Origin of the sequence: Agrobacterium sp. 22094 (assembly GCF_052046015.1) — a bacterium.
GTDB classification, from domain to species: Bacteria; Pseudomonadota; Alphaproteobacteria; order Rhizobiales; family Rhizobiaceae; genus Agrobacterium; species Agrobacterium cavarae.
This window is the reverse complement of sequence record NZ_JBQEPX010000002.1, coordinates 160,473-182,435: the sequence shown is the minus strand read 5'-3', so window position 1 is coordinate 182,435 and position 21,963 is coordinate 160,473. Positions and strand designations below refer to the sequence as shown.

Here is a 21,963-nt window from a genome sequence, read left to right as displayed (position 1 = left end):
GGGGCGTGACGCCGGGTACTTGCGCCTTTAGACCGTCATCACCGCCGAATTGAGCTTGCCCGGCGAGGGGGTATTCACGCTAATCTGCCGCTCACGCGATTCTCGAGGGAGGAAACGATGAGCCGCAACATCATTCTGGTCGATCCATTGCCGAGAACGCTGGACCTGATCATGGAGCCTTCCGTTCGAGCCCGTCTGGAGGCGCTCGGCGAGGTGGTCGTATCCGAAGACCGCCAGATGCCCGCCGAAGAGGTGGAGCGCTACCTCCCAGACACGGTTTTGATTTTCGGCCAGACTGACATGCCAAGAGAGCGTTTGGATCGCGCGCCGCGATTGAAGGCGATCATTAATGTGGAATCGAATTTTCTGCCCAATGTCGATTATCAGGCCTGCGTCGAGCGAGGCATATGGGTGATCACACCGGCGTCGGCTTTCGCATCACCGGTTGCGGAAGCGTCGCTTGCCATGGCGCTGGACCTGGCACGCGGCATTACCGCAGCGGATCGTGCGTTCAGGCAGGGCACCGAGCGTTATGGACTTGAAGGGAATTCGGAGACATTCCGCTTTGCCGGAGCCCCGGTCGGCATCATCGGTTTCGGCGATCTTGGTCGTGAACTGCGTGAGCTCATTCGACCGTTCCGAAACACGGTCCGCGTGTTCGATCCCTGGCTACCGAAGGAGATTGTCGAGCGGCTCGACTGCCTGCCATCGACGCTTGATGAACTCCTGCGAGAAAGCCAGGTCGTCTTCGTCTTTGCCAGTGTCACAAGCGAGAACGAAGGTTTCCTCGGCAAGAAGGAATTCGCCTCGATGAAACCGGGTGCGGCTTTCCTGTTGATGAGCCGTGCCGCCGTCGTAGACTTTCCGGCGATGCTTGAGGCTGCAGCATCAGGCCATATTAGGGTGGCAACCGACGTGTTTCCGGATGAACCAGTCAAGCCAGACGATCCGATCCGGAGCGCGCCTGGCATCCTTCTCTCTGCTCACAGGACTGGCGGTACACGCGATGCCTTCTATGCTTTGGGCTCGATGGCCGTCGCGGATGCGGAACTCATCATGAAGGGGCTTCCACCGAGGCTTTGCCGTCGTGCTGATCCAGCGACGGCCAGGATGATGAGATCGAAGCCGGTTTCCGTTTCATAATCATGAGCTTATCCGCGTGACCTAAACGGATATGGCTGCTCGACTCTAGGTCGGTCATAAAGCGTTTCGCTGCTACCTCATGCTCGTGTTGGCTTCCGCCAGAATCTGCTCGAATTGTTCCAGTTGCTTTTCGCCTGTGCCGCTTGAAACCTGGAAGATCAGCCTGTCGTCCCGTTGCACTGCTCCTGCCTTTTTCGTGAGGTGTGCGAGCAGCTTGGCTGGGGTCTTTGGTGTGAAGGTCAAGGCGAGCGCCTTCGGTCCCGCCTCGAGCTTTGAGATGCCCAATCGCGCCGCGCTTAGTTGAACGCGGCTTGTTCGCAGCAGGATGAGCACCTCCGAAGGCAATTCACCGAACCTGTCCTCAAACTCTTCTTTCAGATCATCTATCTCGAGGAGACTGGAGGCACGGGAGAGCTTGGCATAGAGATTGAGTCTGGTGGCGGGATCCGACACATAGTTCGCCGGTATCGTCGCCGCTGTGTCGAGCTGAAGGATCGTCTGTTGCGGGAAAGGTGATGACTTCTTGCCCAGTTCCGCGACGGCCCCAGCCAAAAGCTTTTGGTACAGTCCGACGCCGATCACCCTCATATGCCCAGCCTGATCATCACCGGCGATGTCGCCACCGCCACGCAGATCGAGATCTCGCACACTGATCGCCAAGCCAGACCCCAACCGGTCACTCTCTACAAGCGTGGAAAGCCGCGACAAAGCCTCGTCGCCCAGATCTGCCCCCTCTTCCAATAAGAGGGTCGCTCTGCCCTGCGCGCCAGAACGACCGACGCGTCCGCGCAGTTGATGAAGTTGAGCAAGCCCGAAGCGCTCTGGGTGCCATATAAACATGGTATTAGCCCGCGGCACGTCCAGCCCATTCTCGATAATGTTGGTGGCGAGCAGGACATCTCCATCGCCTCCCGCAAAACCGACAATGGTCTCGTCGATTTTTGCTGCCGGCATCCTGCCGTGCGCCACCTTGACCGAAAGTTCTGGAACGATGTTCTTCAGTATGGTTTCGACACCCTCGATGTCCTCAATACGAGGAACGACGACGAAGCTCTGTCCGCCTCGGCGATGCTCCCGCATCAAACCCGTTCGCATCGATGCGCGGTCGAAAGCAGCGAGTGAGGTACGCACCGGGCGCCTTCGCGATGGCGGCGTGGTGAGAAGGCTAACCTCCTGCACGCCAACCATAGCCGATTGCAGTGTTCGCGGAATTGGCGTCGCGGACATCATAAGCGTGTGAAGGGAAGGCGCGAGCCTGTTCATCGCACTCTTCTCTTTCAACCCAAAACGATGCTCCTCATCCACGATCAACAGCCCCAGCCGAGCAAAACGCACATCTTTTGCGAAGATCGCTTGCGTCGCCACGATGACCCCGATTTTGCCCTCGGCCAGAGCCGCTTTGGTTTGCTTGCTTGCGGCTGGCTTCACCAGCCGCGACATCATTCCGACAGAGACGTCTGTCCCTTCGAAGCGTTGCTGGAAGGTTTGGAAGTGCTGACGCGCTAAAACGGTGGTGGGCGCGATAACGGCAACCTGTCCGCCAGAGAGGGCCACCGCCGCCGCGGCACGCAGCGCGACCTCCGTCTTGCCGAAGCCGACGTCTCCGCACACGAGGCGGTTCATTGCCTTTCCCGATGCGAGATCAGACAAAACATCGTTGATCGCTTTTGATTGATCGCGGGTCTCGGCGAAAGGAAAACGGCGCGTGAATGCTGCAAATTGAGTGCGAGGAGGGATGAATGTCTGCGCCTGTGAGGACTGCCTCTGCTTGGCAATCTTCGAAAGGTGACGGGCAGTTGAAACGATGTCCTGCGCAATCTTCTGGCTCTTTTTGCTCCAGGCCTCGGTGTGAAGACGATCGAGCGAAACAGCATCAGGCTCGGAACCATAACGCCAGAGCTTGTCGAACTCTCGCATGGGAACGAGGATGGAATCTCCATCGCGATACTCCAATCGGGCTGCGTCGCGCGCGACGTCTTCGACAAGGATCGTCTCGAGATCCTTCAGAACGCCAATGCCATGATCTTCGTGCACAACCACATCACCGATCCGAAGCTCGGGCTCGGTTAGCAATTGATGAGAGTTGGTGTCGGCCATCGGTGCATCGGGCGTAGCAACGACGACGATACCCTCACTCGTATCGACAAAACCTTCCTGGAGATTGGTGGCAATCTTCATGAGACTGCCAGGCGTCGCTTTCAAAACATCATCCCATCGGGCGACGGTGCCGTTGGGAGCGTCCGCTCCCTTCTCCAGTCGCCGATAAAGAGCCTCGGCGCGCTTGCCGTTACCCGCGATCAGAACCTTTTTATGCTCTTGAAGGGCGTCCTGCGCGAATCTGGTGACCGACTTCCGGTAGTCGGCGTTATAGGGCTTCGTCGGCAGATCCTCACCATCGTCGATTTTTAGGGTCTCCAACCCCATACGACCGGTCTGCTCGTCCCATTCGCCGCGGTCGAGATAGAGCGACGGACGCGACGCTGCATCCGCTGCGCCGAAATCAATATGGGCCTGCTGCGCGTCGTCGATGATGTCCAGATAGTGTTCGAGCCGCTGATTGATGCCCTGTCCCAGGATCAGGGTTGTATCACCGAGGAGATCAAACGCGCTTGGCATGTGATCGTACTGGCGAATGAGCGAGTTCTCGATGGTGCTTGCAGATGGACCGGCGTCTTGAGAAGCGTCATCACCCTTAATAACTTCGGAAGCGGGGCCAATCGATACGTGCTCCAAAGAACTTTCCGTGCGCTGCGACAGGCGGTCGAAGCCATGCAACTCCAGGAGGTTGTCATTCTCATCAAGGACAATCCGCATGGGCCCCGGAGCACCGGCAGGGTAGATGTCGATGACGCAGTCACGGACAGCCAATTCCCCCGGATCGTCGGCAACGCCTTCTTCCGTATATCCTGTGCGTGCGATGAAATCCATGAACGCATCGCAGTTGAACGATGTGCCGACCTCCAGTTGGAAAACGCTCTCGGAGATCGCGTCTGCCGGCGGGACGCGTTGAAGGATAGCTTCCAAGGACGTCAGCATCAGGCGACGGCTGGAACCCCCACCAATCCATAGTCGCAGCGCGTCCATTCTTCGGCCCATGCAGTGACGAGACGGGAGAACGCGGTCGTATGGAAGGCAATCCCATGGAGGAAACACAATATGGTTTATCTCTGGGAAAAGAGCAGTGATGGCATCCGCTATCCGGTCAGCCTCTCCCTCGCTCGCCGCAACATAGCAGAGTGACGTTTCGGATTGGGCAAGCAAAGCAGCAAGCCTCGTTGCAACGAATCCTGGCGGTAGCTTTGGTGGCTGGATCGGCTCAGGGGCGTTGTTAGATGCGGCGGCTCTTTTCTTATTAGGTCTAGACGCGCTCACATCCATTCGCATTTCTTTCATAAGCAATTTCACCAGCCATCGAGAACAAAGTTCCCAACAGCTTGTTCCTTGCCAACGTCATCTTTGCAGCGCGTGAGCCCGTGCGGATGAACGATTGTGACGGCCCTTTAGCGAGCCGTCGAGGATGCGTCCATTTTCGCTTCGATTGGATTTGAACGATCAGAGATCCTTTGCAATACGCAGACCGTCGTAGATTGCGGCGTGGGTGTTACGCGCCGCTACTGCATCGCCAATCCTGAAAAGCTGAAACGTGCCGTTCTCGTTTCGCGTCACGGATTGGGAATCGCCTGCAATAAGCTGATCGTGGGAGACTTCACCACCGTTGATCGATTGCGGCTTGAGCTCGAAGTAGAGTTCATCCAGCGGCCGTGTTCCGTGGTTGACCACTACCTGGTCGAAGAGCTTGCGCTTGTCGACACCACCATAATCGCTGCCGATGTGGGCCAGCAACTGGTTTCCGCTTCGCTCCACTGCCGTCAACGTATAGGTCACCGTGAACGTGGTTTCGAGCTTCTGCAATGCTCTGATATAGGGGACGAGATTCATGCCCATGACCTCCGGCGCAAAGGCGCGGTCGCGTGTCATGATCTCCACCTTCGCTCCGGACTTCGCGGCAATCTCGGCAGCTTGAAGGGCTGCGTGGTCGCCGGCATCGTCGTAGATCAGGACGTTCGTGCCGGGTTTGACGTCGCCCGAGATGATGTCCCATGAAGACACCACGAGTTCGTTGCCGGCCACCAGTACATCGGTATGGGGAAGTCCGCCCGTGGCGATGATCACCACGTCTGGCATCTCAGCCTCTACGGTCTCCACATCCGCCCAGGTGTTGAAGTGAAACTGAACGCCGAGCTTTTCGCACTGGCTCATCCGCCAGTCGATAATACTAATCATCTCCCGGCGGCGCTCGCTTTGAGCCGTCAAACGGATTTGCCCACCGGCGTTGTTGGCGGCCTCGAAGACGACAACCGAATGGCCGCGTTCGGCAGACACCCGGGCCGCCTCAAGCCCCGCGGGTCCCGCCCCAACGATGACCACTTTTCTACGTCGCGTGGCTTTGGGGATGGTGTGAGGGATGTCGACCTCTCGTCCCGTTGCGGCGTTGTGGATGCAGAAGGCCATGCCGCCCTGGTAGATGCGATCGAGACAGTAATTCGCCCCGACGCAGGGTCGTATGTCATCCTCCCGCTTTTCCATGATCTTACGGACAATGTGGGGGTCTGTCATATGGGCGCGCGTCATTCCAACCATATCGACCTTGCCGGAAGCGATGGCGTGCCGAGCCGTTGCAACATCGGGAATTTTTGCGGCGTGGAACGTCGGGAAATTGGTTGCTGACCGGATCTGACCGGCGAAATCGAGATGCGGCGAATTGGCCATCCCCTGGATCGGAATGACATCCGTCAGTCCTGGGTCTGTATCGATATGGCCGCGGATGACATTGAGGTAGTCGATCAGGCCGCTTTCCTTTAGGCGTCGCGATATTTCGAGACCTTCCTCCGAGCCCGCGCCATTCGCTACCCGCTCATCTGCCGTGTAACGAATGCCGAGAATGAATTCGTTGCCAACGCGCTTTCTAATCGCGCCAAGCACGTCGAGACAGAACCGCATGCGGTTGTCGAGCGAGCCGCCATACGGGGCATCCAGCTCATTGGTTCGAGGCGAGGTGAACTGCTCGAGGAGATGGCCGTATGCCTCCAGTTCCACGCCATCCATGCCGCCTGCCTGCATCCGCTCTGCGGCGTCGGCGAAGTCCTTGATGATCCGCTCGATATCCCAGTCCTCTATCTTCTTGGGAAAAGCGCGGTGCGCGACTTCGCGATGATGGGATGGGGCGACGACCGGGAGCCAGTCGCCCTTGTCCCATCGCGTGCGACGGCCAAGATGGGTGAGTTGAACCATGATCGCCGAACCCTGCTCATGCACGGCATCGGTCATTTCCCGGATCCAGGGAACAATCTCGTCCTTATAAGCGAGCAGGTTGTTGAAAACCGGAGGGCTGTCTTTCGATACGGCTGCTGATCCGGCCGTCATCGTCAGTGCAACTCCGCCTTTCGCCCGCTCCACCGTGTATGCGCGATATCGCTCCTTTGGCATCCCGTCTTCCGGATAGGCCGGTTCGTGCGCTGTGACGATGATGCGGTTTCGGAGCGTCAGGTGCTTAAGTTGAAAAGGCTGGAGGAGGGGATCGTTCGACATCGGCTTTCTCCGCAAGAGGGTTGTCGTCAAACTAAAAAAAAATGTACATAGGTGTCAATATTAAGAGCATGGCAGTACATTGGTTCGATGCATGTGTGATCAGGCAATTGTTTGAGATCCACCGGTTTGATAGGAACCGACCATGACAGAGATTTCTCACGACAGCGGTTGGCGCGGATCGCAAGAGGTGTGGCTGCAGGCTGCCTATGAAGCCTTGTTGGAAACCGGCGTCGAGTCGGTGAAAATCCTGCCGCTTGGAAAAAAGTTGAACTTGTCCCGCACGAGCTTCTACTGGTTCTTCAAGGACCGGGAAGAGCTTCTGTCGGCGCTTCTCACCCGCTGGCGGGAGAAGAACACTGGCAATTTGGTCAAGCAGTGCGAGGCTTATGCTGAGAGTATCGTTGAGGCGATGTTCAACGTCTTTGATTGTTGGATTAGCCCCGAACTGTTCGATCCACGCTTTGAATTTGCGGTTCGGAGTTGGGCCCTGCAGTCTGAGGACATTTCGACAGAGATAGAAAATGCCGACCGCGCAAGGCTCTCCGCGCTACAGAATATGTTCATGCGGTTTGGCCACGCCGAGCTGGACGCGGATGTTCGGGCCCGCACGACCTATCTCGTTCAAATCGGCTACGTTTCGATGCGCACGAAAGAGAACATTTCTTTGCGCATGAAACGCATTCCTCACTACATCGAGGTGTATACCGGTATCGCGCCCCAGCAGCGCGATCTCGACCGCTTTTTTGCCCGCCATAGCTTCAAGGGTGCCGATCTTGGATGATTTTACGACCTTCCACGGCAACTCGATTTGAGTTTCCTGCGAAAATTGCCGACGAAATGTTGTGCCTACGGTGTCAGAAGCTAGGTCGACGCTTAAGCAGTTTTATCAGGCAGCGTAGGCCCGCCTAGGATCGCCCCTCTATCCGCGCTTCTTGAAAGCGTCCGGTCCTGCCTCGAAGGTGAGCCTCGATAGGGATGCTTCGGCGGTCAACGGCTTGTCGAACAAATAGCCCTGACCCAAGTGGCATCCTGCGGAACGCACAATTTCACGATGTTCTTCGGTTTCGATGCCTTCGGCGACGATCGTCAACTTCAGCCGGTGGGCAAGATCGCATGTCCCGGCAATGATTGCGGCGGCTTCCTCGGAATGTGATGCGCCGCGCAGGAATGACTGGTCGATCTTTATTTTATCGAAGGGGAAGCGACGTAAATAGCTGAGAGAAGCGTAGCCGGTGCCAAAGTCATCAAGGGAAATTCGGCAACCCATGAGCCGGAGTTCATGAAGAACGGAGAGCGCGCGTTCGTCATTCTCGATCAACGTGCTCTCCGTGATCTCGATCTCGAGGCGCTCGGGTGAAACGCCATTTTTTGTCAGAGATGCGCGCGTATGGAGCACAAGGGATGGATTCGTCAGCTGAGCTGCGGACACGTTGACAGCAATAAAGGTGTTGGTCGGAAGAAGGGCTGCCTGCTGGCAAGCGGCTTCGATAACCCAAGATCCGATAGGGCCGATCTGGCCGCTCTCTTCAGCGATCGGAATGAACTCCACAGGGGAGATGAGACCGAGTTCAGGATGTTGCCAGCGTAACAATGCCTCGAAGCCTCGCGTCGTGTCGGTGGCAAGATCGACGATCGGCTGAAAAAGCAGAAATAGCTGTCCTGTTTCCGTAGCAGTCGCGAGATCGTTTTGCAGACATTGCCAACGTGTCAGGTGTTGGTTCATGTCCGGGTGAAAGATCATGAACTGGTTGCGTCCAGCCTTCTTTGCTTCGTAAAGTGCGATATCGGCGTGTCTGAACAGGGTTGAGCCGCGATCGGAATTAACGTCGCTTGAGCTGACACCGAGGCTGACGCTTGAGGTGACGAGCCTGCCATCGATGTCGAAAGGTGCACGGACTTCCTGCAAAATCCGCTTGCTGCATTCGACGGCCTCATTTGCTGCGTTCGAGCCAGTGTATAGAATGCCGAATTCGTCACCGCCAATTCGTGCAATGACGCTGGCGCCGATGCACGATGTGCTCAGTCGCTTAGACAATTCGACAAGCAATCGATCGCCAGAGGCGTGCCCCAGCGTGTCGTTGATCATCTTGAAGTGATCGACGTCGAGGATGATCAGTGACTGTTCGACATTCTGTTTACCCGAAATCGAAGCGTGGAAGCCAATCCGGTTTGCGATACCCGTCAAAGAGTCTATTCGTACGACGCGGTCCAACTTGGCATTTTGGCGGAAAACAAACACCAGCAGAACGGCGCCAAAGGCAACGAATGTCATCGTGACAAAACAGATCGTGGCAAAGATGATGCTGAGCTGGCTCTGGTTCTGTTGAATCTCGTCTCCGACAGTCGCATGCGAAAGCGAACCTAGTCGCAGCACGGGCGCGATGAAAGGCTGAAGTTTTGATACGCCTTCGCGCATGGCCGTCGGAGAATGCGGCTCGGAGACCAGCGGCGCAAGCGTCGATACAACGGTTTTCAGGTCTTCCAGCATCGCCTTCTGCTTGGGGTCGCTGCTAGACGAACTGGATGACAGGATCTTCAACCGGTTATTGATGATGCTGAGCCGAAACGCGACATCACCGATTTCGCCTGATGTCTGACTTTGCTGGAGAGCAAACTGGAGGCGCAGCAACTCGACCGCGGTTTGGCCTAGATCGAAGGTGCGATTATAGCGGGATGCTTCCACGATATGGCGTTGGTAACTGAAAGCCAGGAAAGAACTCGCAACAGCGATCAACGCAAGTGCCGCCGTGACAAGTGTCAACGTTATCTTGGTACGCCGGTAGCGGACTGGAAGGTCAATTGTGTCCCCGATCGCTCTCACTGGACGTTGATTTCCGCAATTTGCCACACAGCACGACTGTAATAGGTCTGATGCTGCAATTCGGGGCGGCTATCGAATGGGAAAACCAGAAACACCGGACCCTTGTCACTGACCGGCATAATCGTGCCGTTTTGGCGGGTCGCTAGGAGCGCACCGGCCTCTTGCAGCTCGGATATATCCGCTTCCACTTCGTAGTCATTCAAAGCGATGATCTGTAACTTCGTGCCGCTGAGCTGCGTAGAAGACAGGAAATCTTTCAGCGACACACCACTGAATTCCGTCACGCCATTATGCCAAGGCGTCGTGGTCGAGAAGCTGGTCTGGGGCATCTTGTCCATTGCCGGCAGATCAAGAGCGATCGAAATTGGCTGCCCAGAAGCAAGTCCCTGAATCTTCAAGATTGGTTCTGAAGAATGTGCAGTATTACCGCCAACAACACCAGCAAGCATCAGCCCGGTCAAGAAACGAATAACGTGTCGGCGAGTTGGCATGGATCATCCCCAATTTGATTGCCAAGCCTTACCTCAAGTTTCGTTGTGTTCAATCTTATTCGATTGCGGTATTATGTTATGTGTAACAATTATTTAATGCCGCTGCAGGAACCGGTCGCATTTTAAGACTTTTGGGTGCGGTGCTTAAGTTTCCGGCTCATAATTTGAATTTGCGCATGTTGTATCAAGTCGAAGTAGTCAAGCAGTGCTTCTAAAGCGTCGCCAGCTCGCAGGATGGTACAGCTCTCTAGCCGAGTGGCATCCGATGCGCCTGAAAAATGTCAGGGCGATCAAGGGGCTCGTGGTCGGTGGAGCTTTGCGAGAGTCCGGCGATCATACTAAGCTCCCTGTGCGTTTTTACGTGTGGCATGTCGCAAATAGACGGATTCTGGCTGGGGATGTCTGCCCCCGAATCTCGCGATCACGTGGATTTTACGAAGTGCCTTTTTGGTACGACACGGCAGTGCATTTGCGTCTCATGCAGCGTCTGAACGCAAGTACCGACCACTTCGCGAAAAATATTTGAGGTTTTTTTATGGACATTGGAAAAAAATTGCCGTAAATTGTCCGCCTTGGTAAGCTTCACGCTCGCCACTCCGTATTTTCATTCGGGTTAGATAACGAGCATGCGAAAGCATCATCACGGATCTGAGCCCTCGTTCCAAAGCTTGCGGTAGCGGTGATGTCGCAAACAAGCTGTAATCCTGTCGATGTCCCGATCCTCTCGAACCGTGAGGTTGTCGGGGTCCCACTGCGATAAAGAAGGAGAATGCCCTTGCTCTATGCTGGGCTGAATTAAATTTATGAATTCTCAAACTGAAAATGACGCACTGGCTCCGCCGGTTACGACCAAAATCAGTCTCAATAACGTCTATAAGATATTCGGTGAGGACACCGACAAGGCGCTGGATATGGTTCGCGCCGGGAAGACGAAATCTGAAATCCACTCCTCGACTGGATGTTCGGTTGGCGTCAACAAGGCAAGCTTCGATATTCAAGCCGGCGAAATTTTTGTCATCATGGGCCTCTCAGGCTCGGGCAAGTCCACCCTCCTGCGATTGCTTAACCGGCTGATCGAGCCCACGGCGGGTTCGATTGAGATCGATGGCCAAGATATCACCAAAATGTCCCGTCGCGACCTGATCGAGGTGCGCAGGCGCGATATCAGCATGGTATTCCAGTCCTTTGCTCTTCTGCCCAACCGCACAGTGATCAACAATGCCGCCTTCGGACTTGAGGTTGCCGGTATGGGAGAAGCTGAACGTAACGCAAAGGCGCTCCTGGCGCTCGAAGCTGTCGGTCTCGCCGGTTACGCAGACAGCATGCCCGATCAGCTTTCAGGGGGGATGAAGCAACGCGTTGGCTTGGCTCGCGCGCTTGCCAGTGAACCCACAATCCTGCTCATGGATGAGGCATTTTCCGCTCTCGATCCATTGATCCGCATGGAAATGCAGGACGAACTTGTCCGCCTCCAGGCAGAGCACAGCCGAACCATCGTTTTTGTCAGTCACGACCTCGACGAGGCGATGCGCATCGGCGACCGGATCTGCATCATGCAAAACGGCGATGTCGTTCAGGTCGGCACGCCAGACGAAATCGTGATGAACCCGGCAAACGACTATGTGCGCTCCTTCTTTAGAAACGTTGACGTGACACACGTCTTCAAGGCCGGCGACGTCGCACGAAAAACGCAGGTTACCATCATCGATCGGCAAGGTGTAACCGCTGCCGCAGCGCTCGAGCGAATGAAAACATTCGACCGCGAATACGCAATTATCCTGGGGCGTGACAAAACCTATCACGGCGTTGTTAGCCAGACCACGCTCGTCGAAAATATGCGTTCCGGACATTCGGACCCCTATAGGGCAGCGTTTCTATCCGAGATCGAACCGATCCCAGCTGACGAGCCGTTGTCGAACGTCCTCGGACGTGTCGCTGCGAGCCCATGGCCGGTTCCAGTTGTCGACAACTCCAGGCGCTACCTCGGCTCCATCAGCAAATCGACACTGCTTGAAACGCTCGACCGCGCGAGCTGATTTCAGCATTTCCCCCAACCGGCCAACAACCGGAGTTTGACTATGAATTTCGATATAGGGGACGGCGTCGATGCCGTCGTCAATTATGTTCTGGACAATTTTTCACCCTTCTTGGACTTCGTCGCCACTGTGATCGGGTTCGTGACAAGTACCTTCCAGGAAACGCTCACTGCCATTCCCATGCCTGTGGGCATTCTCATCTTTGTCATTCTGTCGTTTTGGCGGGTCGGCGCAGCTTTTGGTGTGTTAGCTGGACTTGCGCTTTGGCTCGTTGACCACATGGGACTCTGGACAGCGATGATGGAAACGCTGTCACTTGTCATAGCTTCAACATTGATGGCCATGATCATCGGTCTTCCGCTCGGGATCGCCATGGCGCGAAAGGATTCCGTTGCTGCGCTCGTCCGACCGGTCCTCGACCTCATGCAAACCATGCCCGCATTCGTCTATCTCATTCCTGCGGCAATGTTTTTTGGGCTTGGTGCGGTACCTGGTGCTATCGCGACCGTCATCTTCGCCATGCCACCGGTGGTGCGGCTCACCAATCTCGGTATTCGCCAGGTGCATGTAGAGTTCATCGAAGCTGGAAACGCCTTTGGCTGCACTCCTTCGCAGTTGCTCTTCAAGGTTCAGTTGCCGAACGCCATGCCCTCGATCATGGCGGGCATCAACCAGACGATCATGCTGTCGCTTTCCATGGTTGTCATTGCATCCATGATTGGCGCAGGCGGCATTGGGAACACGGTTCTCACCGGTATACAGCGTCTCGACGTGGGCACCGGTTTCGAAGGCGGTCTTGCTGTCGTCATCCTCGCGGTGATCCTCGATCGCCTTACCCAAAGCCTTGGAAAGCCTCAATCTGCCATTTGGTCGGGGCTTTTCAAGAGAAAGAGCGAGCGCAAGGAATTGTCTCCGGCAACCGCCTGAGCGACTGCGCCGCCCCATGATGCGGATGCCGAATCCGCAAATTCAAACCTCCCAAAAGGAGAACATATGTTCAAGATACTTTCCTCGACCCGCCGGGCCGCACTTGGTGGCGCCATTGGCTTTGCTGCCGCTGTGCTCTTTGGCTCGACAGCGCCGGCGATGGCGCAAGATGCAAAAACCGTCAAGCTCGGCTTCGCCCCCTGGTCCGACGCTGAGTTCGTCACCAAACTTGCTGCCAAGCTGATTAAGGAAAAGCTCGGCCAGGATGTGGAGCTCGTCCAGACGGATGTCGCTCCGCTCTACCAGGGCGTGAGCCGTGGCGATATCGATGCAATGATGATGGCGTGGTTGCCGGCAACCCATGCGGATTACTTTGCGAAGGTGAAGGACAAGGTCGAAACGCTCGGCACAGTCTATGACGGCGCGAAGCTGGGTTGGGTGGTGCCAGCCTATGTTCCTGAAGCAGAGATTTCTTCGATCGAGGACCTGAAGAAACCTGACGTTCAGAAGAAGTTGTCCGGCACGATACAGGGCATTGATCCGGGTGCTGGTTTGACCCGCCTTTCACAGCAGGCGGTCAAGGACTATGACCTCGGCGAATACAAGCTGCAGATTTCCAGCGAAGCAGGCATGCTAACGACAGTTGACCGCGCGATGCGAAGTGAAAAGTGGTTCGTCGCCACGTCCTGGAGCCCGCACTGGATGTTTGGAAAGTACAAGCTCCGCTATCTGACAGACCCGAAAGAATCCTTGGGTCAGGCGGAGCATGTCGACATCCTCGCATCGAAGAAATTCAGGGAAGAAAACCCCAAGGCTGCCGAGTTTCTTTCACGCATGAAGGTGCCGCTCAACGACCTGGAAGCGGCAATGTTCACAGCCCAGGAGACCTCTTACGAGGCTGCGATCGAAAAATACATTAAGGATCATCCAGATCAGGTGAAGGCCTGGGTTGGAGAACAGAGTTAATGAAATCCGGCCTCCTCAGACGATAGTCGAGGAGGCCGGTTCATTGCCGGGGTAGGGGATATGATGCAAGGAACCAATCACAAAGCGCTGACCGATACCGACACGCTCGGAGGACGCATCTCGTTGGCGCGTGATGCATCTGCGCTGTCACTCGATAATGCTGCGAAGATGGTCGGCGTGGAGAGCGACGTTTGGAGCGCGTGGGAAAATGACCGGAGCGAGCCGGGTCGTGAGTACCTCGAGACGATCGCCGCGTCTCTGCAGGTGAGCGGAGTATGGCTTTCGACAGGGTTCGGTCTCGGGCCGCGATGGCCAGGTGATGAGACGCTTTTCTAAAATTTGTCCAGGGAGATCTGAGCACCCGCTCTATACATCACCCGCATGCGGACCTTGCCGCATGTCTAGCCGATCCTATTTTAAAAATGGCGCACCTGTACGGGGTGCGTCAGCTGACGGCGACTGATGGCCGCATGGGCACACGCGCTCATGTTTGTCTTCATCGATGACGCTCATCATACGCTCCGAAGAAATTTCAGTCACAAAACGTTTAGGCTCATAACTGTTCTGAAACCCTCATTTGATAGCGTCAGCCTTCAACCAGGGTCCGGTTATGATGCAAGTACAGATACGTTTGGCCGAGATTATCGAAGCCCTCAGCAAGGCGCTCGATATGACCGAGGGCCAGCCAGACGGGCATTGTATCCGCTGCTGTTACATCGGAACGAGCATCGGACGAGAGATCGGCCTCAGTGAACCAGAGCTGCACGACCTCTACTACACACTTCTGTTGAAGGATCTCGGCTGCAGCAGCAACGCTTCGCGCATTTGCGAGCTTTATCTGGCGGATGACATCAGCTTTAAGAATGATTTCAAGCTGGTCGATGGAAGCCTGGGGCAAGTCCTGAAGTTCGTGATCAGCCACACCGGGGCCAAGGCCGGTCTTGCTGAACGTTTTCGCAGCCTCCTTAATATTCTTAAAAATGGGGGCGAGATTTCCACTGATCTTATACAGACGCGGTGTCAGCGCGGCGCAGACATTGCGCGACAAATGCGATTTTCGGAAAACGTCGCAGAGGGCATCATTGGTCTGGATGAGCATTGGAGTGGGCGAGGAAAGCCGAGCGGTCTAGCCGGAGAGGAAATCCCGCTTTTTTCGAGAATCGCGCTCTTGTCGCAGGTAATCGATGTGTTTCAGGCCAGCAGCGGCCCCCAAGCCGCTCTTGACGAGGTTGCAAAGCGCAAGGGAGATTGGTTCGATCCTGCTCTCGTTGATGTCTTTGTAAGGATCGCGTCTCAGCGAGAATTCTGGGAGGAGCTGGCCTCGCCCGACTTAGAGAGAATTGTTCTTGATTCCGAACCCGGGCAGCACGGGGTCTTGGCCGACGATGATTATCTTGATGATATCGCCGCTGGTTTTGCGAAAGTGATCGACGCCAAAAGTCCGTACACTTCGGGCCATAGCGAACGCGTTGCGCTATACACCGATCTTATAGCGGAAGAAATGGACATAGATTTCGAAACCCGGCGGGTTTTGAAAAGAGCGGCTTTGCTGCATGACATCGGCAAGCTTGGTGTGAGCAGTACTGTGTTGGACAAAGCTGGGAAACTCGATGATGAAGAGTGGAGCCAGATGAAGCGACACGCGGAATTTTCAGAGCAGATTCTTTCTGCGATTGGAGCGTTTGCCAACGCGGCCCTGATCGGTGGCGCTCACCACGAGCGTCTGGACGGAAAAGGATATCCGCGAGGTTTAAGCGCAGAGCAAATCCCGATGGAGGTTCGGATCGTTTCCACCGCCGATGTCTTTGATGCACTGACTGCAGACCGACCTTACAGGCAGGCTATGCCGCTGCAGGAGGCATTCTCGATACTTTGGGAAGGCGCGGGCCGATCACATGATCCCATCTGCATCAGCGCCCTTGAACGTGCCTTAGCACGAACCCCTCTTACGACATTTGCCCGTCAGTTAGCGCTGCAGGAGAATACTTCGTCCTCACATGAGGCAACGAAAGCCGCCTAACGCGTGCACAAACAAATATGGAGTTGGTTTCAGCGCCGTTGGAGACTTAGGTTCAGGACGTGTTGGACACAAACACTGCCCGAAGCAAACCGAGAGGCCAAGACTTCGTTCTCGATCGGATGTCGACGCCCAAAATTGCTCGTCCTATGTCAAACGCGGGCGGGTGAAGGTGAGAAGAAAATTTGGCTGAAGTTGCCCTGTGGCCTGACCGCTTGCCTTGCGCGCAAAGCGTCCTTTTCTAATCGTGATGGCGGTTGCCGGGATAGGCAAGCAAGGTACTAACTCCAGTTTTAGCTAGCTATCCGTCGCATGAGAGTGGAGACCACTCTATGGGAGGTCTCGATGATCGTGGATCGTTGCTTGCGTATCTATGTCCCCAAATCGCTTGCAAACCTCTTGGTAGACGTTAACCTAGCGATATATCGCGCGTGCCACATGCGGCGAAATGATTGGAGTTCCGCCCTTGGTAGACTTACCCTATATGCTTTTGACGGGTGCTAGTCGTGGGATCGGGCACGCTACGGTCAAGCTGTTCTTGCAGCACGGCTGGCGAGTATTGACGGTGTCGCGGCAGCCATTTTCGGAGGAGTGCCGCTGGCCATCGGCTCGCGAAAGCCATATTCAGGCCGATCTCGCCGATCTTTCCGGTATCGACGAATTGGTCCAAATGGTGCGCAGCCGTCTTCCTGATGGCAAGCTGGCGGCGCTGGTAAACAATGCAGGTATCTCGCCGAAGGGGCCTGAGGGCAGCCGCCTTGGGGTGGCCGAAACCGATGCGGCGACCTGGACAAAAATTCTGAACGTCAACCTGGTTTCCACCGCTCTCCTCGCTCGCGCGCTACTGCCTGAACTCCAGGCTGCGCGCGGTTCCATTGTCAATGTGACATCGATTGCGGGCTCTCGCGTCCATCCCTTCGCCGGGGTTGCCTATGCCGCGTCCAAGGCCGGACTGGCCGCGCTTACCCGTGAACTTGCGCACGAATTCGGGCCCCGCGGTGTTCGAGCCAATGCGATTGCTCCGGGCGAGATTGCCACCTCAATTCTGTCTCCCGGAACAGATGAGCTAGTGGAGGCCGAGGTGCCGCTGGGGAGGCTCGGTACGACGGACGAAGTTGCCAGGACCATCTACTTTCTCTGTACCGAACAGTCATCCTACATCAATGGCGCAGAAATCCACATCAACGGCGGACAGCACGTCTGATGTTACGAAACGTTCTGGCCATGGGAGTGTCGCTGTTCGCCTCTCGGGCAATTTCGGCAACAGCCAGCACTGAGGTGCCGTGCGTCATTCTACACGCATAAGCGCTCTCTCTTTTCAGAGTCTATGCATCGCCTGAGGCGTTCCTTTTAGTAGCCGCTGTCTCGATCACCTTCATTGAGTGGCGGCATTCCCGCCAACACGCGTGTCGCATTCTCGAAGATCTGCGCGACGACATCTTTGGGATCTGGCATGGACGCGATGTGAGGCGTTGTGAAGATCTTGGGATGATCCCACAGGGGGCTCTCCTCGGGCAGCGGTTCTTTCGCGAAAACGTCGAGTACAGCTCCGCGAAGGTGGCCGCTTTCGATTGCTTCGATCAGATCAGCTTCGACCAGGTGCTCGCCGCGGCCCATGTTGATGATTGCAGCACCTTTCGGGAGATGGGCGAACAGCTTGGCATTCATAATTCCTCGCGTGGCGCCGGTGAGGGGAAGCAGGCAGATCACCGCGTTGCAACCGGAGAGAAACACCGGCAGTTGCTCGTCACCGTAATAGGTGATGATGCCCGCTTCTTCCTTGGGTGAGCGTGCCCATGCGCGGACATTGTAGTTGAGGGCAAGAAGGCTGCGTCCGACGGTCCGCCCGATCGCACCAAATCCTAGTATGCCAACCGAATAATCGCGTGCCGGGATCTGCGAAGGGCGTTCCCAGCATTTCAGTGTGGCATTTTGCAAATGTCGGTCCATCTCGCGATGAAACAACAGGACCGACCAGATGGCATATTCTGCCATGCCAAGCGCATGCCGGTCGTCCACCACACGGCAAACTGGGAGAGAAGGGAGGCGTGGATCGGCGAAAATGTTGTCCAGGCCGGCAGCGATACTATGGACCAATCGAAGGTTTGGCATAGTAGCAAGAAGCCCGTGAGGCGGATTCCAGGCGACCGCAACGTCGGCGGTCTCAAATCCGGCCTCTGGATAAATGCTGAGTCTCGCGCAAAGCCCGGACGCATTGAAGGCGTCTTTCAGAAAGCTGAGGTCGAGAGTGCTACTGATTAGAGCTATGTGCGGCTTCTGATTTAGTGCCTCATTCATCGTCTCAATCCTGTCCAAGCCCGTTCCGGGGTAGCGCATTTTTGGCACAAAGCCGCAAATGCGTGCCATCCGCTTAATTTTTAATCCACATTTTAGTGAGTTCAACTTTTATGCAAAAATGGCGCAGTCTTGCTTGACACCCAGCGCTCAAGGGAGTCAAGATGATGTACCAATATATTGGTATATTGTTACTGCGATGAGATCGCAAAGTGACGTCTGCAAGAAACGAAAATCCATAAGGGGAACTTCATGCGACGACTGATTTCTGCATCCCTAGCCATTTTCATGATGACAACCGCTGCATCAGCGCAGGCTGTTCCAGGGGGTAAACTGAACCTGATCGTTCAGCCCGAACCGCCAAGCGTTATGATCGGCACCACAACAAATGGGCCGGCCCTACTGGTCGGTGGCAATATCTACGAAAGCTTGCTCCGCTACGATGAAAACCTCAAGCCCGAGCCATCGCTCGCCAAATCCTGGACCATTTCCGATGATGGCCTGACCTATACGTTTACGTTGCAGGACGGCGTGAAGTGGCACGACGGCAAGCCAATGACATCGGCTGACGTTCTGTTCTCCGCCAACGACTATCTTATGAAGATGCAGCCGCGTCATCGCAACTTGATGACCCATGTGGAAAGCGTGACCGCGCCGGACGAAAAGACCGTCGTGTTCAAGCTGAAGCAACCTTTCGAAGCCTTTATCCGCGGTTTGGCCTTCTACACGATGCCGATCGTGCCCAAGCACATTTATGAAGGTACCGACTACGCGACGAACCCAGCCAACGACAAGCCGATCGGAACGGGCCCTTTCAAGTTCGACGAATGGAAGCGTGGCAGCTACATCCATCTCGTCAAGAACAATGACTATTACATCAAGGGCAAGCCTTACCTCGATGAGCTGTACTATCAGGTCATTCCAGACGGTGCGTCGCGGTCCGTTGCATTCGAGACAGGCAAAGTCGATGTCCTACCGGGCGGATCGGTCGAGAATTTCGACATTCCCAGACTGAAGGATTTGCCCAACAGTTGCATAACGGAAAAAGGCTGGGAGTACTTCGCTCCATTATCGTGGCTATGGTTGAACAACCGCAAGGCACCGATGGATAATGTGAAATTCCGCCAGGCAGTGATGTACGCGCTTGATCGCGAGTTTGCCAAAGACGTTTTGTGGAACGGCTATGGCAAGGTTGCAACCGGTCCACTGTCGTCAAAATTGCCCTTCTACAAGGATGTTGAACCGCATTATCCACACGACATCGATAAGGCCAAAGCACTGCTTAAGGAGGCTGGCTATGATGGCAAGCCTCTGAAGCTTCTCCCGCTCCCATATGGTGAAACATGGCAGCGCTGGGCAGAAGCGGTGAAGCAGAATCTTGAGGAAGTCGGTATTCCAATCGAGATCGAAGCGACGGACGTTGCGGGTTGGAATCAGCGCACGTCGAACTGGGATTACGACATCGCCTTCACATATCTTTACCAGAATGGCGACCCGGCCATAGGCGTGGATCGCAACTACAAGACCTCTCAGATCGCAAAGGGCAATCCGTTCAACAATGTCGAGGGCTATTCCAATCCGGAACTCGACAAGCTGTTCGAGCAGGCAGCCGTGGCCTATCCAGCCTCCAAGCGTCAGGAACTCTACGATCAAGTTCAGAAGAAGCTTCAGGAAGACGTGCCGGTCGCCTGGCTGCTCGAGCTCGGTTTCCCGACGATCTATAACTGCAAGGTTCAAGACATCGTCACGACGGCGTCAGGCCTTCCGGAATCCATGCGCGACGCCTGGATCAAGAAGTAAGTCGATATTTGGCGGAGATCAGTCTCCGCCAATCATTCAGACCGAAAACCCTAGTCGGAGCCACGCTCATGCTCAGATTCATCTCGGGGCGCCTGCTAAAGGCAGCCGTGATCTTAATCTGTATCACCGTGCTCAACTTCTTTCTCATTCATGCTGCGCCGGGAGACCCGGCTTCGGTGATGGCGGGAGAAGCAGGTGATGCCGATCCCGCCTTCCTTCAACAGCTCCGAGAACGGTTTGGTCTCGATCAGCCACTTTATGTACAGCTTTGGATCTATGTGTCTTCGGTCCTTCGGCTTGATCTCGGCGACTCCTACCGTCAGCAGCTACCGGTGCTTCAGCTCATTAGCGAACGTTTGCCGGCGACGTTGCTTCTCTCACTCTCCGCTTTTGTGATCTCGCTCGGTCTCGGTGTTGCGGCTGGCGCTTTTGCTTCTGCCCGGCAAGGAAAGTGGGCCGACACGATTATCTCGCTGGTGGCGCTGATCTTCTACGCGACACCGCTGTTCTGGCTGGCGCTGATGGGCGTCTTACTGTTCTCCGTCGAACTCGGCTGGCTACCCGGCTTCGGTTACGAAACGGTCGGGGCCAACTACACCGGCGTTGCCCGTATGCTTGACATATTGCGGCACCTTATCTTACCCGCCATGACGCTCGGCCTGTTTTTCATGGCCGTCTATGCCCGCATGACCCGCGCCTCGATGTTGGAGGTTGGCAGGCTCGATTTCGTCAAGACTGCGAAGGCCAAGGGTCTGCGTCCAGGCATCATCCAGCGCCGGCATGTGCTGCGCAACGCTCTCTTGCCGGTCGTAACCCTTGCCGGTTTGCAGGCAGGTCAGTTGGTCGGTGGAGCCGTGCTGATCGAGACTGTCTTCGCGTGGCCGGGCATCGGCCGGCTGATGTTCGATGCATTGTCGCAACGAGACTATAATCTTTTGCTTGGTGTGTTTGTCGTCTCCGCCGCGATGGTCCTGCTCTTCAACCTCATCACCGACGTGCTTTACCGCCTCGTCGATCCGCGCATCAAGGTGGCGTCATGAAGGATTTCTGGAAACGCTTTTCGCAGAATCGCGGTGCTGTCGTCGGCCTCGTTATTTTGCTCCTGGTCGTCATTGTATCGATCGTTGCTCCCTTCCTTTACACCAAATCCCCCTGGGCAATGGTCCAGCGGCCGTTCATTCCGCCTTTCACCATGGATGCCTTCTTCCTCGGTACGGATCCGATGGGGCGTGATCTCGCTGCAGGTCTCGCTTACGGTGCCAGGGTGTCGCTTCTCGTTGGTCTTGTCTCGACCTTGGTCTCTCTGCTGATTGGTATTCCGATCGGTGCGATCGCCGGTTACTTCGGCGGTTGGGTCGATGATGTGCTGATGAGGTTCACCGAGTTCTTCCAAAGCGTTCCAAGCTTTGCGCTTGCAGTGGTGCTGGTGGCCATTTTTCAGCCGAGCATCTATTCGATCGTGATCTCGATTGCCATCGTCTCCTGGCCTCCTGTCGCCCGCCTTCTGCGCGGCGAGGTGATGTCGCTCCGGTCGCGTGAATTTGTCGAGGCAGCTGTTCTTTCCGGCCAAAGGCACTCCACGATCATCTGGCGGCAAATTCTGCCGAATACACTTTCGCCGATCATCGTGCTTGCCTCGATGATGGTGGCTGCGGCGATCCTGATCGAAAGTTCGCTTTCGTTTCTCGGATTGGGCGATCGTAACATCATGTCATGGGGTTACATCATCGGCGCCGGTCGCACCGTGATCCGCCAGGCCTGGTGGGTGAGCTTTTTCCCCGGCCTTGCAATCCTGTTGACTGTGCTGGCGCTGAACCTAGTCGGGGAGGGGCTGAACGATGCCCTCAACCCTCGCCTTGCGCGAAAGGGGAAGTAAAT

16 protein-coding genes are annotated in these 21,963 nt (G+C 55.8%); 11 read left to right on the top strand and 5 right to left on the bottom strand.

What is annotated here, in order from left to right:
* Positions 1–117: 117 nt before the first annotated feature.
* On the top strand, positions 118–1,143 hold the full coding sequence (locus ACTJK5_RS13315; RefSeq protein ID WP_440612660.1) for a hydroxyacid dehydrogenase: 1,026 nt from the start codon (positions 118–120) through the stop codon (positions 1,141–1,143).
* Between the two features lie 72 nt (positions 1,144–1,215).
* On the opposite strand, the gene ACTJK5_RS13310 is transcribed toward ACTJK5_RS13315, so the two are convergent.
* Positions 1,216–4,227 (bottom strand): DEAD/DEAH box helicase, encoded by a 3,012-nt coding sequence (locus ACTJK5_RS13310; protein WP_440612659.1) that lies wholly within the window; start codon positions 4,225–4,227, stop codon positions 1,216–1,218.
* Positions 4,228–4,695: 468 nt separating this feature from the next.
* On the bottom strand, positions 4,696–6,732 hold the full coding sequence (locus ACTJK5_RS13305; protein WP_162743452.1) for an NADH:flavin oxidoreductase: 2,037 nt from the start codon (positions 6,730–6,732) through the stop codon (positions 4,696–4,698).
* A 142-nt stretch (positions 6,733–6,874) separates the two neighbouring features.
* On the opposite strand from ACTJK5_RS13305, the gene ACTJK5_RS13300 reads away from it, so the two are divergent.
* Positions 6,875–7,513 carry a TetR/AcrR family transcriptional regulator gene (locus ACTJK5_RS13300; RefSeq protein WP_112519710.1) on the top strand — a complete coding sequence of 213 codons (639 nt, stop codon included), beginning with the start codon at positions 6,875–6,877 and terminating at the stop codon, positions 7,511–7,513.
* 138 nt (positions 7,514–7,651) lie between these two features.
* Here ACTJK5_RS13300 and ACTJK5_RS13295 read toward each other — a convergent pair whose 3' ends face one another.
* Together ACTJK5_RS13295 and ACTJK5_RS13290 are read right to left on the bottom strand one after the other, a co-directional pair.
* Positions 7,652–9,493 carry a putative bifunctional diguanylate cyclase/phosphodiesterase gene (locus ACTJK5_RS13295; RefSeq protein WP_112519711.1) on the bottom strand — a complete coding sequence of 614 codons (1,842 nt, stop codon included), beginning with the start codon at positions 9,491–9,493 and terminating at the stop codon, positions 7,652–7,654.
* Between the two features lie 56 nt (positions 9,494–9,549).
* Positions 9,550–10,044, bottom strand: coding sequence for an oxidoreductase (locus ACTJK5_RS13290; protein ID WP_162692977.1), 495 nt, complete (start codon positions 10,042–10,044; stop codon positions 9,550–9,552).
* Positions 10,045–10,847: 803 nt separating this feature from the next.
* Between ACTJK5_RS13290 and proV the strand changes: the two genes are divergently transcribed.
* From proV to ACTJK5_RS13260, 6 genes are all read left to right on the top strand, one after another.
* Positions 10,848–12,080 (top strand): glycine betaine/L-proline ABC transporter ATP-binding protein ProV, encoded by a 1,233-nt coding sequence (gene proV, locus ACTJK5_RS13285; RefSeq protein ID WP_062424387.1) that lies wholly within the window; start codon positions 10,848–10,850, stop codon positions 12,078–12,080.
* Between the two features lie 36 nt (positions 12,081–12,116).
* Positions 12,117–13,007, top strand: coding sequence for an ABC transporter permease (locus tag ACTJK5_RS13280; protein ID WP_440612658.1), 891 nt, complete (start codon positions 12,117–12,119; stop codon positions 13,005–13,007).
* A 66-nt stretch (positions 13,008–13,073) separates the two neighbouring features.
* Positions 13,074–13,973 (top strand): glycine betaine ABC transporter substrate-binding protein, encoded by a 900-nt coding sequence (locus tag ACTJK5_RS13275; protein ID WP_236769460.1) that lies wholly within the window; start codon positions 13,074–13,076, stop codon positions 13,971–13,973.
* A gap of 63 nt (positions 13,974–14,036) precedes the next feature.
* Positions 14,037–14,309 (top strand): transcriptional regulator, encoded by a 273-nt coding sequence (locus ACTJK5_RS13270; RefSeq protein ID WP_274101221.1) that lies wholly within the window; start codon positions 14,037–14,039, stop codon positions 14,307–14,309.
* Between the two features lie 277 nt (positions 14,310–14,586).
* On the top strand, positions 14,587–15,993 hold the full coding sequence (locus ACTJK5_RS13265) for an HD-GYP domain-containing protein (RefSeq protein ID WP_440612805.1): 1,407 nt from the start codon (positions 14,587–14,589) through the stop codon (positions 15,991–15,993).
* Between the two features lie 481 nt (positions 15,994–16,474).
* Complete coding sequence (locus tag ACTJK5_RS13260) at positions 16,475–17,194, top strand: SDR family NAD(P)-dependent oxidoreductase (RefSeq protein WP_062424401.1); 720 nt, start codon at positions 16,475–16,477, stop codon at positions 17,192–17,194.
* Positions 17,195–17,340: 146 nt separating this feature from the next.
* Here ACTJK5_RS13260 and ACTJK5_RS13255 read toward each other — a convergent pair whose 3' ends face one another.
* Complete coding sequence (locus ACTJK5_RS13255) at positions 17,341–18,393, bottom strand: 2-hydroxyacid dehydrogenase (protein WP_440612657.1); 1,053 nt, start codon at positions 18,391–18,393, stop codon at positions 17,341–17,343.
* Positions 18,394–18,537: 144 nt separating this feature from the next.
* On the opposite strand from ACTJK5_RS13255, the gene ACTJK5_RS13250 reads away from it, so the two are divergent.
* The 3 genes from ACTJK5_RS13250 to ACTJK5_RS13240 all read left to right on the top strand — a co-directional run bounded on the left by ACTJK5_RS13250 (position 18,538) and on the right by ACTJK5_RS13240 (position 21,961).
* Positions 18,538–20,085, top strand: coding sequence for an ABC transporter substrate-binding protein (locus ACTJK5_RS13250; protein ID WP_113180385.1), 1,548 nt, complete (start codon positions 18,538–18,540; stop codon positions 20,083–20,085).
* 68 nt (positions 20,086–20,153) lie between these two features.
* Positions 20,154–21,125, top strand: coding sequence for an ABC transporter permease (locus tag ACTJK5_RS13245; RefSeq protein WP_440612656.1), 972 nt, complete (start codon positions 20,154–20,156; stop codon positions 21,123–21,125).
* Complete coding sequence (locus tag ACTJK5_RS13240; RefSeq protein WP_440612655.1) at positions 21,122–21,961, top strand: ABC transporter permease; 840 nt, start codon at positions 21,122–21,124, stop codon at positions 21,959–21,961. The genes ACTJK5_RS13245 and ACTJK5_RS13240 overlap by 4 nt, the downstream gene beginning before the upstream one ends.
* Positions 21,962–21,963: the final 2 nt, after the last annotated feature.

Bases quoted from the DNA above. Each gene is read 5' to 3' on its own strand.
- ACTJK5_RS13240 (WP_440612655.1), top strand. From the start codon at position 21,122: ATGAAGGATTTCTGGAAACGCTTTTCGCAGAATCGCGGTGCTGTCGTC.
- ACTJK5_RS13310 (WP_440612659.1), bottom strand. From the start codon at position 4,227: ATGGACGCGCTGCGACTATGGATTGGTGGGGGTTCCAGCCGTCGCCTG.
- ACTJK5_RS13290 (WP_162692977.1), bottom strand. From the start codon at position 10,044: ATGCCAACTCGCCGACACGTTATTCGTTTCTTGACCGGGCTGATGCTT.
- ACTJK5_RS13260 (WP_062424401.1), top strand. From the start codon at position 16,475: ATGCTTTTGACGGGTGCTAGTCGTGGGATCGGGCACGCTACGGTCAAG.
- proV (WP_062424387.1), top strand. From the start codon at position 10,848: ATGAATTCTCAAACTGAAAATGACGCACTGGCTCCGCCGGTTACGACC.
- ACTJK5_RS13270 (WP_274101221.1), top strand. From the start codon at position 14,037: ATGCAAGGAACCAATCACAAAGCGCTGACCGATACCGACACGCTCGGA.
- ACTJK5_RS13275 (WP_236769460.1), top strand. From the start codon at position 13,074: ATGTTCAAGATACTTTCCTCGACCCGCCGGGCCGCACTTGGTGGCGCC.
- ACTJK5_RS13250 (WP_113180385.1), top strand. From the start codon at position 18,538: ATGCGACGACTGATTTCTGCATCCCTAGCCATTTTCATGATGACAACC.
- ACTJK5_RS13265 (WP_440612805.1), top strand. From the start codon at position 14,587: ATGCAAGTACAGATACGTTTGGCCGAGATTATCGAAGCCCTCAGCAAG.
- ACTJK5_RS13300 (WP_112519710.1), top strand. From the start codon at position 6,875: ATGACAGAGATTTCTCACGACAGCGGTTGGCGCGGATCGCAAGAGGTG.
- ACTJK5_RS13305 (WP_162743452.1), bottom strand. From the start codon at position 6,732: ATGTCGAACGATCCCCTCCTCCAGCCTTTTCAACTTAAGCACCTGACG.
- ACTJK5_RS13245 (WP_440612656.1), top strand. From the start codon at position 20,154: ATGCTCAGATTCATCTCGGGGCGCCTGCTAAAGGCAGCCGTGATCTTA.
- ACTJK5_RS13315 (WP_440612660.1), top strand. From the start codon at position 118: ATGAGCCGCAACATCATTCTGGTCGATCCATTGCCGAGAACGCTGGAC.